This is a genomic window from Candidatus Binatia bacterium (assembly GCA_036563615.1).
Classification (GTDB): Bacteria; Desulfobacterota; Binatia; order UBA12015; family UBA12015; genus DATCMB01.
Genome location: DATCMB010000007.1, coordinates 1 through 17276, shown reverse-complemented (window position 1 = coordinate 17276; position 17276 = coordinate 1). Strand labels below are relative to the sequence as shown.

General features: G+C 71.2%; 14 protein-coding genes and 1 CRISPR repeat array. Of the genes, 6 read left to right on the top strand and 8 right to left on the bottom strand.

Annotation, left to right across the window (positions count from 1 at the left end):
• Window positions 1-16: 16 nt before the first annotated feature.
• Both mgtE and VIS07_07235 read right to left on the bottom strand, forming a co-directional pair.
• Window positions 17-1354: a magnesium transporter gene (gene mgtE / locus VIS07_07240; GenBank protein HEY8515289.1), complete on the bottom strand. Its 1338-nt coding sequence runs from the start codon at window positions 1352-1354 to the stop codon at window positions 17-19.
• Between the two features lie 109 nt (window positions 1355-1463).
• On the bottom strand, window positions 1464-2372 hold the full coding sequence (locus VIS07_07235; GenBank protein ID HEY8515288.1) for an ROK family protein: 909 nt from the start codon (window positions 2370-2372) through the stop codon (window positions 1464-1466).
• Between the two features lie 122 nt (window positions 2373-2494).
• On the opposite strand from VIS07_07235, the gene VIS07_07230 reads away from it, so the two are divergent.
• Entirely contained in the window at window positions 2495-2863 is a 369-nt protein-coding gene (locus VIS07_07230; GenBank protein HEY8515287.1) for a VOC family protein, read from the top strand.
• Window positions 2860-3381 (top strand): VOC family protein, encoded by a 522-nt coding sequence (locus VIS07_07225; protein ID HEY8515286.1) that lies wholly within the window; start codon window positions 2860-2862, stop codon window positions 3379-3381. Before VIS07_07230 ends, VIS07_07225 begins: the two co-directional genes overlap by 4 nt.
• A gap of 24 nt (window positions 3382-3405) precedes the next feature.
• Here VIS07_07225 and VIS07_07220 read toward each other — a convergent pair whose 3' ends face one another.
• The 6 genes from VIS07_07220 to pgeF are packed head-to-tail and all read right to left on the bottom strand — an operon-like array spanning window position 3406 to window position 8435.
• Entirely contained in the window at window positions 3406-4071 is a 666-nt protein-coding gene (locus VIS07_07220) for a YqiA/YcfP family alpha/beta fold hydrolase (GenBank protein ID HEY8515285.1), read from the bottom strand.
• A 34-nt stretch (window positions 4072-4105) separates the two neighbouring features.
• Window positions 4106-4528 carry an OB-fold domain-containing protein gene (locus tag VIS07_07215; GenBank protein HEY8515284.1) on the bottom strand — a complete coding sequence of 141 codons (423 nt, stop codon included), beginning with the start codon at window positions 4526-4528 and terminating at the stop codon, window positions 4106-4108.
• A gap of 1 nt (window position 4529) precedes the next feature.
• Window positions 4530-5741, bottom strand: coding sequence for a lipid-transfer protein (locus tag VIS07_07210; protein HEY8515283.1), 1212 nt, complete (start codon window positions 5739-5741; stop codon window positions 4530-4532).
• Window positions 5738-6907, bottom strand: coding sequence for an A/G-specific adenine glycosylase (locus VIS07_07205; protein HEY8515282.1), 1170 nt, complete (start codon window positions 6905-6907; stop codon window positions 5738-5740). The genes VIS07_07210 and VIS07_07205 overlap by 4 nt, the downstream gene beginning before the upstream one ends.
• Window positions 6904-7683 (bottom strand): SDR family oxidoreductase, encoded by a 780-nt coding sequence (locus tag VIS07_07200; GenBank protein ID HEY8515281.1) that lies wholly within the window; start codon window positions 7681-7683, stop codon window positions 6904-6906. The genes VIS07_07205 and VIS07_07200 overlap by 4 nt, the downstream gene beginning before the upstream one ends.
• Window positions 7684-7688: 5 nt before the next feature.
• On the bottom strand, window positions 7689-8435 hold the full coding sequence (gene pgeF, locus VIS07_07195; GenBank protein ID HEY8515280.1) for a peptidoglycan editing factor PgeF: 747 nt from the start codon (window positions 8433-8435) through the stop codon (window positions 7689-7691).
• A gap of 134 nt (window positions 8436-8569) precedes the next feature.
• Here pgeF and VIS07_07190 point away from each other — a divergent pair, with 134 nt between their 5' ends.
• Genes VIS07_07190 through glgB form a run of 4 tightly spaced genes read left to right on the top strand, consistent with a single transcriptional unit; the run spans window position 8570 to window position 16483 of the window.
• The gene (locus VIS07_07190) at window positions 8570-9793 is read left to right on the top strand and encodes a diadenylate cyclase (protein HEY8515279.1); all 1224 of its coding nucleotides are present in this window, start codon (window positions 8570-8572) and stop codon (window positions 9791-9793) included.
• Window positions 9794-9853: 60 nt separating this feature from the next.
• Window positions 9854-11122 (top strand): Glu/Leu/Phe/Val dehydrogenase, encoded by a 1269-nt coding sequence (locus tag VIS07_07185; GenBank protein HEY8515278.1) that lies wholly within the window; start codon window positions 9854-9856, stop codon window positions 11120-11122.
• 47 nt (window positions 11123-11169) lie between these two features.
• Entirely contained in the window at window positions 11170-14502 is a 3333-nt protein-coding gene (gene treS, locus VIS07_07180; protein ID HEY8515277.1) for a maltose alpha-D-glucosyltransferase, read from the top strand.
• A 7-nt stretch (window positions 14503-14509) separates the two neighbouring features.
• Window positions 14510-16483: a 1,4-alpha-glucan branching protein GlgB gene (gene glgB / locus VIS07_07175; protein HEY8515276.1), complete on the top strand. Its 1974-nt coding sequence runs from the start codon at window positions 14510-14512 to the stop codon at window positions 16481-16483.
• Between the two features lie 56 nt (window positions 16484-16539).
• A CRISPR array of direct repeats spans window positions 16540-17231; the repeat unit is 35 nt; unit sequence CTTCAATGGGGCCGCGGCTTAGGAGCCGCGGAATG.
• Between the last annotated feature and the right edge of the window lie 45 nt (window positions 17232-17276).

Genomic DNA, 17276 nt, shown 5'->3' with positions numbered 1-17276 from the left:
AGGAAGAGCGTCTCGCCTAGAGGAGCGTCCCCGCCAGGATCACGCTCGCGAGCCCGAAGTAGATCAGGATGCCGCACACGTCGACCAGCGTCGCGACGAACGGTGCGGACGCGCTCGCCGGGTCGAAGCCGAGCTTGCGCAGCACGAACGGCAGCATCGATCCGGCGAGCGTGCCCCAGGTCACGACGCCGACCAGGCTCACCGCGACCGTGAGGCCGACCAGCACGTAGTGCTCGCCGTACGTGTTCAGGTACGCGCCGCCCAGCACCACGCGCAGGAAGCCGAGCGCGCCGAGGATCCCGCCGAGCGCGAGCCCCGAGAGGAGCTCGCGCCGCACGACGCGGTACCAGTCGCGCAGCCGGATCTCGTCGAGCGCCATCGCGCGGATGACGAGCGTCGTCGCCTGCGAGCCCGAGTTGCCGCCGCTCGAGATGATCAGCGGGATGAACACCGCGAGCACGATCGCGCGCTCGAGCTCGCTCTCGAAGTACGCCATCGCGGTCGTGGTCAGCATCTCGCCGAGGAACAGCACCGACAGCCAGCCGGCGCGCTTGCGGATCATGCTGAACAGGCCGACGTCGAGGTACGGCGCGTCGAGCGCTGCGGTACCACCGATCTTCTGGATGTCCTCGGTGGCCTCCTCCTGCACGACGTCGACGATGTCGTCGACCGTGACGATACCCTTGATGCGTCCTTCCGTGTCGACGACCGGGATGGCCGCCAGGTCGTGGCGCGCGAAGAGCTGGCTCACGTGCTCCTGGTCCATCTCCTCGGGCACGGTGACGATGTCGGTGCGCATCACCTCGCGCACGCGCTGCTCGGGACGCGCGGCGAAGAGCTCGCGGAAGGTCACCACGCCGAGCAGGCGCTGCTCCGCGTCGAGCACGTAGACGTAGTAGATGTACTCGATGCGCTCGCGCGCCTGGCGTCGCAGGTAGGCGATCGCCTCGTCGACGCTCATGTCCGGCCGCACGCGCGCGTACTTCGGGTTCATCAGACCGCCGGCGCGGTCCTCGGCGTAGGCGAGGAGCCCCATCAGCTCCTTGCGCGTGCTCTCGTCGAACAGCGACAGCAGGCGCTCGCGCTCGGGCTCGGGGAACTCCTGGATCAGGTCCGCGGCGTCGTCGAGCGGCAGCAGGCGCAGCCAGGAGCGGCGCTGGACGTGCGGCAGCTCGGCGAGCAGCTCGGCCTGCTCGCGCGAGCTCAGCGAGAGGAAGAAGTCCTCGGCGATCGCACGGTCGAGCAGGCGGAAGCCCTCGACACGGTCGTCGTGCGAGAGCAACCCCCACGCCTCGTGCAGCTCTTCGGGGGAGAGCCGATCGTCGGCTTCCTGCAGGTTCGCCTGCGAGGACATCTCACCGACCTTGCCACACCGACCTACGGTGTAGAAGCCGAACGTGCGACGCCGAGCAGCGCCGCTCCGGACGGCGCGAGCAGCGGGCTCGCCCCGTGACGACGGAACATCAGCCGGCTCCCCCCTCGCCGCTCGCGGCCGCGGCGAGCAGCGCCGCGCCGAGCGAGCCCGCCGAGTCGCCGAGCCTGTTCTTGACGATCGGCGTGAGCAGCCGGTCGTTGAACACGCGCCGCGCCACCTCCGCGCGGCCGCGGTCGTAGAGCACGTCGAGGTTCGAGAGGCCGCCGCCCAGGACGACGACCGACGGATCGAGGATCGAGATCACGTTGGCGAGCGCGCGGCCGAAGCTTTCGAGGTAGCCGCCGAGGACCCGGGCCGCGATCTCCTCGCCGGCCGCCGCGCGGTCGGCGATCTCGCGCACGCTCGCCGGCGCGCCGCCCGCCTCGCGGTAGGCGCGCTCGAGGGCCGGTCCCGAGAGCAGCGTCTCGACGCAGCCGCGCTGTCCGCAGTAGCACTCGGGGCCCTCGGGATCGATGGCGTGGTGGCCCCACTCCCCGGCGATGTGCTGCGGGCCGGACCAGAGCTGCCCGCGCATCACGATCCCGCCGCCCACCCCCGTGCCGAGGATCACGCCGAACACGACCTCGTACCCGCGACCGGCGCCGGCGAGCGCCTCGGCGAGGACGAAGCAGTTGGCGTCGTTCTCGAGCCGCACCGGCAGCCCGAGCGCGCGCTCGAGGTCGGCGAGCAGCGGCCTGCCGTTCAGGCACGTCGTGTTCGAATTCTTGAGCGTGCCGTCCTGCGTGAGCGCGCCCGGCGTGCCGATCCCGACGACGCGACAGTCGGGGATCATCGGCAGGAAGTCGCGCACCATGTCGACGACGCGGTCGACGATGTGCTCGTAGCCGCGTTCGCGCTCGGTCGGGATGCGCTTGCGCGCGACGATCGACAGGTCGTCCTCCAGGACGACGCCCTCGATCTTGGTCCCGCCGAGATCGATGCCGAGCGTGCGTGCCATCCTGTGCTCGACGTGCGACTAACGGCGGTGAGCGCCGCGTTCAACCGCCGCCCGTTGCTTCGCGCGCGCGCATGCCGAATCGTCGCGGGAACGGCTGCATTCCATCCGCACGGAGGCACGCGATGATCGATCACCTGGGGATTTCCGTCTCGGACTTCGAGCGCAGCAAGCGCTTCTACCAGGCGGCGCTCGCCCCGCTCGGCTACCAGCTCGTGAAGGAGTACGCCGGCATCGCCGCCGGCTTCGGCGCGGACGGCAAGCCCGACTTCTGGATCGCGCCCGGCACCCCGACGGCGGGTCTGCACGTCGCCTTCACGACCCGCGATCGGAAGACCGTCGACGCCTTCTACGAGGCCGCGATCGCGGCCGGCGGGCGCGACAACGGCAAGCCCGGCGTCCGCGCGCAGTACCACCCCAACTACTACGGCGCGTTCGTCCTCGACCCCGACGGCTACAACGTCGAGGCCGTGTGCCACGAGGCCGTCTCGTGACGCCGTCCGCGGCAGGCGGCGAGCGCACGCTCGAGGTCCTCGGCCTCGACCACCTGTACGTCTCGGTCGCCGACTTCTCGCGCTCGGAGGCGTTCTACGACCGCCTCATGCGCTACCTGGGCTTCCGCAAGGGCGACAGGCAGATCGCCGGCGAGCCGCACGCGCACTACTTCAACCGCGTCCTGCAGCTCTCGATCCGCCCGGCGCGCGGCGGACGCGTCGGCCACGATCCGTACGCGCCCGGGCTGCACCACGTCTGCTTCCAGGTGCCGGACCGCGCGTCCGTCGACCACGCGTGCGCGACGCTGCGGAGCTGGGGCGTCGACGCTTCCGAGCCGCGCGTCTGGCCGGAGTACAACGACGACTACTACGCGACCTTCTTCTCCGACCCCGACGGCATCCGCCTCGAGATCGTCGCGCGCTCGAAGTACCGGCGGGCGATCGCCGAGCGGTTCGGCGAGTTCCGCGTCTTCCTGAACCCGCTGCAGGAGCTCCGGGAGCGCACGGGACGGCGCTGAGCGAGCTCGGGGGCCGCCCGTCGCTCACGACGTGCGCGGCAGAGCGCCGAGCGACGCGAGGAACTCGCACGTCCGCTGCCACATCGGCTCGAGCACCTCGATGAGCTCGTGTCCCGCGTCGAAGACGACGAGCTCGCGGTTCGCGCGCGCGGCGGCGAACGGCTCGATCGCGTCGAGCGGCACCGACTCGTCGCGCCGCCCGGCGAAGACCAGCGCGGGGCAGGGCGGGTCGGGCTGTGCGGGGTAGCGCCGTGCCTCGTCGACGACGTCGATCGACAGCGGCTCCTCGCGGTTGGTTGCATAGTGGAAGACGCGCAGCTCGTCGCTCGCGCGCCACTGCGCCATGGCTTCGGCACCGAGCCGTCGCTGCCAGCGCTCGACGAAGCCGAACGCCGGCGCGAGCAGGACGAGCCCGGGGATGCGCGCGGGATGGCGCTCGGCGGCGAGCGCCGCGAGGTAGCCGCCGAGGCTCGAGCCCAGGAGGATCGTCTGCTCTGCTTCGTCGAGCAGCTCTTCCACCACCGCGAGCTCGCCACCGATCGTCATGCGGCGGAAGTCGGGTGCGAGGTCGGGGATCGCGAGCTCGACGCCGAGCTCGGCGAGCCGCGCGCGGAGGAACTGCGCCTTCGTACTGCCGGGTCCCGAGGCGAAGCCGTGCAGGTAGGCGAGCTGCGGGCGTGTCTGCTTCATCCGAGGCTCATCGCGCGTGCGCGTATCTCACGGCTCATCTCACGCGCCGGAACTTGACCAGCGTGATCTCGTCGCTGACCGGCACGAACGTCGCCTCGACCGGCATGCCGGCGTGGATCTCCTCGGGCGCGCAGTCGAGCACCTCGCTCACGAAGTGCACGCCCTCCTCGAGCAGCACGTCGACCACGTTGTAGGGCAGCTTGTGCTGGAACGCGGGCAGCGTCGGCCCGCGGACGATCGTCCAGGTGTAGACCGTGCCGCGGCCGCTCGCGCGCTCCCAGGCGAAGTCGCGCGACAGGCAGTGCGGGCACACCGGACGCGGGTAGTGGCGGAAGCGTCCGCAGCTCGTGCACTTCTGCAGCCGCAGCTCGCCGCGGCGCGCGGCCTCGTAGAACGGCGCGCTGTCGGGCGTCGGCTGCGGCAGGGGCGGCGTCGGCGAGGACAGCTCGGCGGACATCTCACAGCCTCCGCAGGATCACCGCGCCGGTCGGATCGGTGTTGGCACCGGCGACCAGCACGAGGTCGCAGCCCTCGACCTGCGAGGTCGAGGTGCCGCGGATCTGCCGCACCGCCTCGACGGTGTTGTTGAAGCCGTGGATGAACGCCTCCGAGAGCTGGCCGCCGTTGGTGTTGCACGGCAGCCGTCCGCCGCGCCACGCGAGGCCGCCGTTCTCGACGAACGGCCCGCCCTCGCCGCGCGGCGCAAAGCCGTACTGCTCGAGCGCGATGATCACCATCGAGGTGAAGAAGTCGTAGAAGAACGCGGCCTTGATCTCGTGCGGTCCGACGCCCGCCATCGCGTAGAGCTGGCGCGCGACGCGCACCGGAGACTCCTCGTCCCACGGACGCTCGAACAGCGTCGAGAGCCGGATGTGGTGCGAGCCCGCCGCCATCGCGCCCGCGCGGATCACCGCCGGCGGCTGGCGCAGGTCGCGCGCGCGCTCGACCGAGGTGACGATCATCGCCACCGCGCCGTCGGTTTCGATGTTGCAGTCGTAGAGCCGCAGCGGGTCGGAGATCATGCGCGAGGCGTGATGATCCTCGCGCGTCATCGGCGCGCGCATCACCGCGTTCGGGTTGCGCATCGCGTGCTCGCGAAACGCGATCGCGACGTCGGCGTACTGGTCGTCGTTCGTGCCGAACTCGATGCGATGGCGCATGCTGATCATCGCCATCTCCTGAAACGCCGAGACCAGCCCCTGCGGCACGTGCCACTGGTTGAGCCCGGGCAGCGTCGACGGCAGCTTCTCCCAGTAGCGTCCGCCCTGCTTCGGATCCTTGCCCCAGCTCGAGTGCTTGCCGCGCGCGCGCGAGCGGTAGACGAGGACCGTCTCGGCCATGCCCGACGCGATCGCGCTCGCCGCGACCACCAGCACCGACGCCGAGCCGCCGCCGCCCCACGCGGTGCCGGCGAAGAAGCGGAGCAGCGGGTTGCCGAGCACGGAGAGCAGCTGCTCCTCGTCGGTCTGCTCCATGTCGTAGCGCACGAGCCCGTCGATCTCGCGCGGCGCGATGCCCGCGTCCTCGCAGGCGGCGAAGATCGCCTCGACCGCCATCTCGTACTCCGACATGCCGAGGTGCTTCGCGAACCTCGTCTGGCCGATGCCGACGATGGCGGCCTTGTCGCGGATCGTGCGGTCGACGCTCATGTCGCCCGCACACTGGTTCATCGCGCGCGCGGGATCAATCCGGCGAGCGCGAGCGCCTTGGTGAGCAGCGACGAGCGGCCGACGCGGGCGAGCGCCGCGCGCGCGAACACCCGGCGCTCGGGTTTCGCGTTGCGTGCGGCGCGCGCGAGCCGAGCGGGCGTCGTGCGCCGCACGTAGACCTCGACCTCGAGCTGGCGGTGCAGGATCGCGTGGCGCACGACGCCGACGCTCGCGCCCTCGCCGCGCGCGTCCGGTCCGACCTGCGCGAGCGGCAGCCAGAGGTGCGGCAGGTGCGGGAAGGCGCCGCGCTCGAGCAGCACGCGACCCGCGCCGTCGTGCAGCAGCGTGAGCGCGACCCGCACGCGCTCGGGCGCGCGGCGCTCGCGCGGCGGCGGGTGCCGCTCGGCGACGCCGCGGGCGTGCGCGAGGCAGTGCGTGTGAACCGGACACGAGCCACACTGCGGCGCGCGCGGCCGGCACACGGTCTCGCCGAGCTCCATCAGCGCCTCGTTCCACTCGCCCGGGCGCGAGCGGTCGAGGAGCTCTGCGGCGAGCGTGCGGTGCGGCTCGAGGCGCGCGTCCGGACGTCCCAGGCAGGCGAGGCGCGCGAGCACGCGCGCGACGTTTGCGTCCACCGCGGCGTGCGGCAATCCGTAGGCGATCGACAGCACGGCAGCGAGCGTGTACGGGCCCACACCCGGCAGCGTTCGCGCGGCGTCGGCGTCGGCCGGAAACGTGGTCTCGCCGCGCGCGACGAGCGCGCGCGCCGCGCGGTGCAGGCTGCGCGCGCGCGTGTAGTAGCCGAGCCCCGACCACGCGGCGAGGACGCGCTCCTCGCTCGCGCGCGCGAGCGACGCGAGATCCGGGAAGCGGCGCAGGAAGCGCTCGTAGGCCGGGATCACGACCTCGACGCGGGTCTGCTGCAGCATCACCTCGGCGACCCAGACGCGGTACGGGTCGCGACGCACGCGCCAGGGCAGGGGGCGCGCGTGCGCGTCGTACCAGGCGAGCAGCGCCGCGCGCAGCGCGGGGACGTCGAAGGGCGGCCGTGCGACGTCTTGCGCAGAAGATGCGTCGGCAGCGCGAAGCGTCCGCGCGGCGTCGCGCTCGAGCGACGCGTCGGCATCGTGCGCCGACCGCGCGGCGCCGCGCGCAGGCGACGCCGCGGCGCCGCCCGCGTCGCTCACCAGGCGGTCCAGCCGCCGTCGACGAACACCGTCGTGCCGGTGACGAAGGTCGACGACGGCGCGGTCAGGAAGAGCAGCGCCGAGCGCAGCTCGTGCGGCTCGCCGATGCGCCCCATCGGCGTCAGCGTCTCGGCCTTGCTGCGGAAGCGCTCCTGCGTGAAGCCCTCGGCCGTCATCTCGGTCGTGAACCAGCCGGGTGCGAGCGCGTTCACCGTGATGCCGTACTGCGCCCACTCGACCGCGAGCTGACGCGTGACGTTGAGCAGCGCCGCCTTCGCCGCGCTGTAGGCCGGGCCGTGGTAGATCGGGTTCGCGCCGGCCGAGATCACCGACGTCACGTTGACGATCCGTCCGCCGCTGCCGCGCTCGATCATGCGCCTTCCGACCTGCTGGCAGAGCAGCCAGGCGGCGGTGAGATCGACGCGCAGGGTCGTGTCCCACTTGTCGCGCGGGAAGCGCTCCGAGCGTCCGATGAGCGCGATGCCGGCGTTGTTCACCAGGATGTCGACCGGCCCGAGGCGCTCCTCGCACTCGGGGACGATGCGCTCGACGTCGGCGTCGGAGGCGAGGTCGGCGGCGATCGGCTCGGCGCGCACGCCGCCCGCGCGCAGCTCGCTCGCGAGCGCTTCGAGCCGCTCGCGCCGGCGCGCGACCAGCGCCACGTCGGCGCCGGCGATGGCGAGCGCGCGCGCGAGCTCGACGCCGATGCCGGCCGAGGCGCCGGTCACGAGCGCGACCTTGCCGCGCAGGGAGAAGAGGTCGTCTAGCGTCTGCATGGCTTTCAACGTGACTTCTCGTGGCCGAGCGCCGCGGCGCCCGGGCTGCGTGTGGCATGTTTCACGGCCGGGGCTCGACCGCCGCCGGAGCGCGCGACGCCGATCCAGCTGAGCTGCCGGCCCGCGTTCGCGCCGTCGCGGCGGTAGGACGCGAACGGCCCGCCGCCGCACATCGTGCACGGACCGACGCGTGCGATCGCGTCCTGCGGCACGCCGGCCCGACGCAGGACGAGCGCGTTGATCGCGCGCAGGTCGAGGGTGCCCTTGCCTGCGCGCGGGCCGTCGCGCCACGCGGCCCACGTCTCGTCGCCGAGCGCCTGCGCGAAGCGCTCGGCGATCTCGCGCTCGATCTCGAAGCAGCAGCCGTCGATCGAGGGGCCGAGCGCCGCGCGCACGCGCTCCGGTGCGACGCCGCGCTCCGCGAGCGCGCGCACCCCGACCTCGGCGATGCCGGCGAGCGTGCCGCGCCAGCCGGCGTGCACCGCGGCCACCGCGCTGCCGTCGTCGGCGGTGAGCAGCAGCGGCACGCAGTCGGCGGTCGCGATCGCGACCGCGACGCCGGGGTGCGTCGTGAGCAGCGCGTCGGCCTCGCCCGCGGGCGACGGCGTGCGCCCGTCGGCGACGACGCAGGCCGTGCCGTGCACCTGCTTCGCGCGCACCAGGTGGAAGCCGTCCGCCACCGGCTGGTCCGCGGGTGCGAAGCCGTGCGGGATGCGCCCGCTCCAGCCGGGCACGCGCAGCTCGTCGTGCATCGCGCGCTCGCTCTAGCAGGCGTCGCGCGCGCTCGCGATCCCGCGCTCCGTCGGGCGTCGAGACGAGATATCAGCCCGATCTGCGTGACCGTCGCGCGGCAGACGGCTATCACTCGAAGGGCGGCATGACCGGCATGAGGCTCATCGACTCGCTGCTCGAGATCCGCTTCGCGGACGCGGTCGACATCCTCCTGGTCACGTTCATGCTCTACACGGCGGTGGTCTGGATCCGCCGCACGCAGGCCGCGCTGGTCGCGGGCGGCATCGTCATCCTCGCCGGGCTCTACATCGCCGCGCGCTCGATCGGGCTGCAGCTCACCGCCTGGCTCCTGCAAGGCTTCTTTGCGGTCTTCCTCATCATCCTCGTCGTCATCTTCCAGGAGGAGCTGCGGCAGCTCTTCGAGCGGCTCGCGCTGTTCAGCCTGCGCCGCAACCGTCGCGTGCAGACGCCGGCCAACGTCGCCGACATCCTGGTCGAGTGCGCGTCGGACATGGCGCGCGACCGCATCGGCGCGCTGATCGTGCTGCAGGGCGAGCAGCCGCTGCGCCGTCACGTGCGCGGCGGCATCGAGCTCGGCGCCAAGGTGTCGACGCCGCTTCTGAAGAGCATCTTCGACCCGCACTCGCCGGGGCACGACGGCGCGGTGATCATCGAGAACGACCGGGTCGCGACCTTTGCCGCGCACCTGCCGCTGTCGACCGACTTCCAGCAGCTCGCCGGCATGGGGACGCGGCACAGCGCGGCGCTCGGGCTCGCCGAGCTGACCGACGCGCTCTGCCTCGTGGTGTCGGAGGAGCGCGGGCGGATCTCGGTCGCGCAGGACGGCAAGCTGCGCACGCTGCGCGACGCGAACGAGCTCGCGCGCGTGCTCGCGGCGTTCAACGCCGCGCGCGAGCCGGCGCGCAGCCCGCGCCGCATCCTGCGTCGCATGCTGTTCGCGAACTGGGTCGAGCGCCTCGCGTCGCTCGCGGTGGTGCTCGGGCTCTGGCTGCTGTTCGTGCCCGGCTCGCGTCCGGCGGAGATGGTCCTCAAGGTGCCGGTCGAGGTGATCAACGTGCCGGTCGGCGCCACGGTCGAGAAGATGGAGCCCGAGGAGATCGAGGCGGTGTTCTCGGGGCCGCGGCGCGCGTTCGCGCTGCTCAACTCGCGCGACCTCGCGGTGACCGTCGACGCGAGTCGCTCGAAGCCCGGCCGCACGACGTTCACGATCTCCGAGGAGAACGTCCGCCACCCGCCGAACCTGGAGGTGCAGAGCTTCCGGCCGCAGCGGGTGCGGATCGCGCTCGCCGAGGTGCCGGCCGTCGAGGAGACGCCGGCCAACGACGGCAAGCGTGCCCAGAAGAAGAGCGGAGGATAGGCTGGCGCCGCGCGTGCGGGGCGGGCACGAGGACGAAGGGCCGCGAAGGAGGAGGTCGCCATGCAACCCCGGCATCTCGAGTGGGACACGCCCATGTACCGCCTGGCGGTCGCGCAGCTCGACCGGACCGCGGAGATCATGGGGCTGCAGGAGAACATCTGGCACCGCCTGCGCACCCCGCAGCGCGCGCACGTCGTGTCCTTTCCCTTCCGTCGCGATTCGTACAACGTGGTGGAGACGGTGTTCGGCTACCGCGTGCAGCACCTCACGACGATGGGCCCCACCAAGGGCGGGATCCGCTACGACGAGGACGTCGATCTCGGCGAGGTCACCGCGCTGGCGATGTGGATGTCGTGGAAGTGCGCGATCATGGCGCTGCCGTTCGGCGGCGCGAAGGGCGGTCTGCGCATCAATCCCAAGAACTTCTCGCCTGCCGAGCTGCAGCGCATCACGCGCCGCTACACCTCCGAGATCATCGACGTGATCGGGCCGGACCGCGACATCCCGGCGCCCGACCTCGGCACCGACGAGCAGGTCATGGCCTGGATCATGGACACCTACTCGCAGACCAAGGGCTACTCGGTGCCGGGCGTGGTCACCGGCAAGCCGCTCGAGATCGGCGGCTCGCTCGGGCGCAAGGAGGCGACCGGACGCGGCGTGGTGACCTGCATGATCGAGGCGTGCCGCCATCTCGGGATTCCGGTCGAGGGCGCGCGCGTCGTCGTGCAGGGCTACGGCAACGTCGGCTCGGTGTCGGCGCGGCTCGCGGCCGCGGCGGGCGCGCGCGTGGTCGCGGTGTCCGACGTCAACGTCGGCATCTACGATCCGAAGGGCCTCGACCTCGCCGCGGTCGACGCCTGGATGGCCGAGCGCCGGACGCTCGAGGGCTTCCCCGACGCCGACCGCGTGACGAACGCGGAGCTGCTCGAGCTGCCGTGCGAGGTGCTGATCCCGGCCGCGATCCAGAACCAGATCACCGGCGCCAACGCCGCGCGGCTGCGCTGCCGCCTCGTGGTCGAGGGCGCGAACGGTCCGACCAACCTCGAGGCCGACGAGATCCTGAACGGGCGCGGCATCTTCGTCGTGCCCGACATCCTCGCGAACGCCGGCGGCGTCACGGTGTCGTACTTCGAGTGGGTGCAGGGGCTGCAGCACTTCTTCTGGTCCGAGGACGAGGTGAATTCACGCTTGACGACGCTCATGCAGCGCGCGTTCGCCGAGGTGCTGGCGACCGCGCAGCAGCGCAAGGTCGACATGCGGACCGCGGCGCTGATCCGCGGCGTGAGCCGCATCGCCGAGGCGAAGCGGCGGCGGGGAATCTTCCCGTGAGGCAGGCGCATTCGGGAGTGCGGCGCCCGCCGAAGCCCGCCCGGCGGGTGCTGCCCGAGGAACCGCTCTGGTACCGCGACGCGATCTTCTACGAGGTGCGCGTCCGCGCCTTCTACGACAGCGACGGCGACGGCATCGGCGACTTCCGCGGCCTCGCCGAGAAGCTCGACTACCTGCAGGACCTCGGCGTCACGACGCTCTGGCTACTGCCGTTCTATCCGTCGCCGCTGAAGGACGACGGCTACGACATCTCGGACTTCACCTCGGTGCACCCCGACTGCGGGACGCTCGAGGACTTCAAGCACTTCCTGCGCGAGGCGCACCGGCGCGGCCTGCGCGTCGTCACCGAGCTGGTCATCAACCACACGTCGGACCAGCACCCGTGGTTCCAGCGCGCGCGGCGCTCGCCGCGCGGCAGCCGCTGGCGCGAGTACTACGTGTGGAGCGACACGCCGGACCGCTACCGCGAGGCGCGCATCATCTTCAAGGACTTCGAGCGCTCGAACTGGACCTGGGACGAGGTCGCCGGCCAGTACTACTGGCACCGCTTCTACTCGCACCAGCCCGACCTCAACTTCGACCACCCCGACGTGCGCAAGGCGGTGTTCCGCGTGCTCGACTTCTGGCTGAACCTCGGGGTCGACGGCCTGCGGCTCGACGCGATCCCGTACCTCTACGAGCGCGAAGGGACGAACTGCGAGAACCTGCCCGAGACGCACGCGTTCCTGCGCGAGCTGCGCGCGCACGTCGACCGCAACTACAGCGACCGCATGCTGCTCGCGGAGGCGAACCAGTGGCCGGAGGACGCCGTCGCCTACTTCGGCAACGGCGACGAGTGCCACATGGCGTTCCACTTCCCGGTGATGCCGCGCCTGTTCATGGCGCTGCACATGGAGGACCGCTTCCCGATCATCGACATCCTGCAGCAGACGCCGGAGATCCCCGAGACCTGCCAGTGGGCGCTGTTCCTGCGCAACCACGACGAGCTCACGCTCGAGATGGTGACCGACGAGGAGCGCGACTACATGTACCGCGTCTACGCGCACGACGCGCAGGCGCGCATCAATCTCGGAATTCGTCGTCGGCTCGCGCCGCTGCTCGGCAACGACCGTCGGCGCATGGAGCTGATGAACGCGCTCCTGTTCTCGCTGCCCGGGACGCCCGTCATCTACTACGGCGACGAGATCGGGATGGGCGACAACATCTATCTCGGCGACCGCAACGGCGTGCGCACCCCGATGCAGTGGACCGGCGACCGCAACGCCGGCTTCTCGCGCGCCAACCCGCAGAAGCTCTACCTGCCGGTGATCGTCGATCCCGAGTACCACTACGAGAGCCACAACGTCGAAGCGCAGCAGAACAACCTGCACTCGCTGCTGTTCTGGATGAAGCGCCTGATCGCGCTGCGCAAGCAGCACAAGGCGTTCGGTCGCGGATCGATTTCTTTCTTGACGCCGAGCAACCGCAAGGTGCTGTCCTTCGTGCGGCACTACGAGGACGAGACGATCCTCGTCGTCGCGAACCTGTCGCGCTTCGTCGAGTACGTCGAGCTCGACCTCTCGCAGTGGAAGGGCATGGTGGCGGTCGAGCTGTTCGGCAAGAAGCCCTTCCCGCCGATCGGCGACCTGCCGTACCTGCTGACGCTCGGCCCGCACTCGTTCTACTGGTTCTCGCTCGAGCAGCCGGAGGGCCGCGGGCGAGATCAGATCTCGATCGCGGACGCGCCGCTTCCGGTGCTGCGCACGAAGGGCTCCTGGCAGAACGTGCTGCGCGGCGACGGCCACGCCGCCTTCGCGGCGGCGCTGGCGCAGGTGCTGCGCCGGCGCGGCTGGCTGTCGGGCACGATGACGAGCACCACGCGCGTGACGCTGCACGACGTCGTCGACATCGGCAGCGAGGCGGACGACGCGGTCTTCCTGATCGTCCGCGTCGACACGTCCGGCACGTCGGATCTGTACGCGCTGCCGGTCGCGTTCACCTCGGGCGACCGCGCGGCGCGGCTGCGTGAGCAGCGCGACATCGCGATCGCCGACGTCGAGATCACCACCAAGGGCCAGACGGAGCGCGGCGTGCTGTACGACGCGCTCGAGGACCCGAAGGTCGCGCTCTCGCTGCTCGACGCGATCGCGCGCCGGCGCACGCTGCGCGGCGACAAGGGCGACATCGTGCCGTCGCAGACGCGCGCCTTCCGCGCGCTGCGCGGCTCGGGCGACACCGACGTCACGCCGTCGGTGATGCGGCCGGAGCCCTATCAGCGTGCGGTGGTGTACGGCGACCGGCTGGTGCTGAAGGTGCTGCACGGCGTCACCGAGGGCATCAACGCCGAGCTCGAGGTCGGTCTCTTCCTCACCGAGCGCGTGAGCTTCGTTCAGGCCGCACCGATCGCGGGCGCGCTCGAGTACACCTCGCCGCGTCGTCAACCCGCGACGATCGCCATCCTGCAAGGCTACGTGCCGAACGAGGGCGACGCGTTCCAGTTCACCGTCGATCAGGTGCAGCAGTTCTTCCAGCACGCGCTCGCGCGCTCGGCGGAGGTCGGCGAGGTGCCGGCGCCGCGCGAGAGCCCGGTCGTGCTGATCGACCGCGAGCCGCCGCCGCTCGTCGGCGAGATGATGGGCAGCTACCTCGAGTTCGCGCGCCTGCTCGGGCGGCGCACCGCGGAGCTGCACCTCGCGCTGTCGCAGGACAAGGAGGATCCGGCGTTCGCGCCGGAGGACTTCACCGCCCTCTGGCAGCGCTCGCTCTACCAGTCGCTGCGCAACCAGGCGCTGCGGGTGCTCGCGCTCGTGCGCGACCGGATGCCGTCGCTTCCCGAGGAGGTGGTCGAGCTCGCGCGCGCGGTCACGGCCCGCGAGCACGACATCGTGCAGCGCTTCGGGTCGGCGCTGCTCGGACGCCGGATCCACGCGACCCGCATCCGCTGCCACGGCAACTTCGAGCTGCGCCAGGTGCTGTGGACCGGGCGCGACTTCGTGGTCGTCGACCTCGCGGCGAGCGAGATCCAGACGCCGGCCGAGCGCCGCATCAAGACGTCGGCGATGCGCGACGTCGCGTCGATGCTGTGGTCGTTCCACCACGCGGCGCGTGGCGGGCTGCTCGGCGACGGCGCGGCCGCGCTGGTGCGTCCGGAGGACGTGCCGGTTCTCGAGCCCTGGGCGCACTTCTTCGCGCGCTGGTCGGGCTCGAACTTCCTGCGCGGCTACCTGCAGCAGGCGGGCGACGCGTCGTTCGTGCCGCGCGAGCGCAGCGACCTCGCCGCGCTGCTGACGATCTTCGCGCTCGAGAAGAGCTTCGACGAGATCGAGCACGCGATCGATCGGCGCCCGGGCTGGCTGCGGATCCCGTTGCGCGGCATCCTGGAGGTACTCGGTCTCGAGTAACCTCGCGATGGACGATCTTCAGGCTGGGACGGCGGGCGGTGTCGGGCCCGTGCGGTACGACGTCTCGCTGCTCGGCGAGCAGGACGTCTACCTGTTCAACGAGGGCACGCACCTGCGCCTGTACGAGAAGCTCGGCGCGCATCCCGACGTGGTCGACGGCGTCGCCGGCACGCACTTCGCCGTCTGGGCGCCGAACGCCGAGACGGTGTCGGTGATCGGCAGCTTCAACGGCTGGAGCAAGGACGCGCACCCGCTGCGCGCGCTCGAGGGCTCGGGGATCTGGTACGGCTTCATTCCCGGCGTCGAGCCCGGCGCGACGTACAAGTACCACCTGCGCTCGCGCTACGCGGGCTACGAGGTGGACAAGGCGGACCCGCTCGCGTTCTGCAGCGAGCTGCCGCCGGCGACCGCGTCGCGCGTCTGGCGGCTCGACTACGAGTGGCACGACGACGAGTGGCTCGCGTCGCGCGCGGCGCGCAACGCGCTCGACGCGCCGATGTCGATCTACGAGCTGCACGTCGGCTCGTGGCGTCGCGCTGCGGACGGCCGCTTTCTCACGTACCGCGAGCTCGCGCCGCTGCTCGTCGAACACGTCCAGCGCATGGGCTTCACGCACGTCGAGCTGCTGCCGGTGATGGAGCACCCGTTCTACGGCTCGTGGGGCTACCAGACGACCGGCTACTTCGCGCCGACCAGCCGCTACGGCACGCCGCAGGACCTGATGTTCCTCATCGACACCCTGCACCAGGCGGGGATCGGCGTGATCCTCGACTGGGTGCCGTCGCACTTCCCGACCGACGAGCACGGGCTCGGCTACTTCGACGGCACGCACCTCTACGAGCACGGCGACGCGCGTCAGGGCTTCCACCCCGACTGGTCGAGCTTCATCTTCAACTACGGGCGCAACGAGGTGCGCAGCTTCCTGCTGTCGAGCGCGCTGTTCTGGCTCGAGCGCTACCACGCCGACGGATTGCGTGTCGACGCGGTCGCGTCGATGCTTTACCTCGACTACTCGCGCAAGCCCGGCGAGTGGATCCCGAACAGGTACGGCGGCCGCGAGAATCTCGACGCGATCGAGTTTCTGCGCCGGATGAACGTCGAGGTGTACGCCCAGCACCCCGGCACGCAGACCATCGCCGAGGAGTCGACCGCGTGGCCGATGGTGTCGCGCCCCACGTACGTCGGCGGGCTCGGCTTCGGCCTCAAGTGGGACATGGGCTGGATGCACGACACGCTCGAGTACCTGGCGCACGATCCGGTCTACCGGAAGTTCCACCACGGCCAGCTCACCTTCCGCGCCATGTACGCCTTCTCCGAGCACTTCGTCCTGCCGCTGTCGCACGACGAGGTGGTGCACGGGAAAGGGTCGCTGCTGCGCAAGATGCCGGGCGACGACTGGCAGCGCTTCGCGAATTTGCGCTTGCTGCTCGGCTACATGCTGACCCAGCCCGGCAAGAAGCTGCTCTTCATGGGCGCCGAGCTCGCGACCTGGAACGAGTGGTACCACGAGACGAGCCTCGACTGGGACCTCCTCGAGCGCCCCGAGCACGCCGGCGTCGCGCGCTGGCTCGCGGATCTCAACGCCGCCTACCGCGCGCAACGCGCGCTGCACGAGCTCGACTGCGACCCGCAGGGCTTCGCCTGGATCGACTGCAACGACGCCGAGGGCAGCACGCTCTCGTATGCGCGCTACGCCCGCGACCGCGACGACGTCGTGGTCGTGGTGTGCAACTTCACGCCGATCCCGCGCAGCCGCTACCGCCTCGGCCTGCCGCGCGGCGGCTTCTGGCGCGAGCTCCTGAACGGCGACGCGCGCGAGTACGGCGGCAGCGGCGTCGGCAACCTCGGCGGCGTGCACGCCGAGGAGGTGCCGTGGCACGGGCAGCCGTGCTCGGCGGAGATGACGCTGCCGCCGCTCGCGGTGGTGGTGCTGGCGCCGGAGACGGCGGTCCGGGCGGAGCACGGTACGGCCCCCCGTTGAGCGGCGCTGCGTCGCGCCTGCGAGGATCTCGGCCAAAGCGTCGAGCTTGCCGCCGGCTTCAATGGGGCCGCGGCTTAGGAGCCGCGGAATGACCTACATCGAGGGCACGATCCTCGGCCACGCGCAGCTTCAATGGGGCCGCGGCTTAGGAGCCGCGGAATGCTCTGGGAGTGGCAGCAGCCGCGCCTGGAGCACGAGCTTCAATGGGGCCGCGGCTTAGGAGCCGCGGAATGTTGTTGCTTGCGCCGCTCCTCGTCCTCGGACACCGAGCTTCAATGGGGCCGCGGCTTAGGAGCCGCGGAATGCCGCTGCGACCGCTCTGGATCTCCTGGCGCCGCGTCTCCCTTCAATGGGGCCGCGGCTTAGGAGCCGCGGAATGGCGTCGGTGTCGCAGAGGACCTTGTCGGCGTACGCGGTCCTTCAATGGGGCCGCGGCTTAGGAGCCGCGGAATGCCCGGACGACCCGGGCCTGCCCGGGCCGCCGCCTCCCCTTCAATGGGGCCGCGGCTTAGGAGCCGCGGAATGAACGCGCGTTCGAGGACCTTGCGCAGCTGCTCTTCCGTCCTTCAATGGGGCCGCGGCTTAGGAGCCGCGGAATGACGCCAGCCCGCGATTGAAGCCCGAGAACGGCTGCGCAACCTTCAATGGGGCCGCGGCTTAGGAGCCGCGGAATGATCACCACGCCGGTCCCCGCGGAGCCCTCGTCGACCTCCCTTCAATGGGGCCGCGGCTTAGGAGCCGCGGAATGCGCATCGTCCCCTCGGTAGGCGGCTGGAAAAGCCCCCTTCAATGG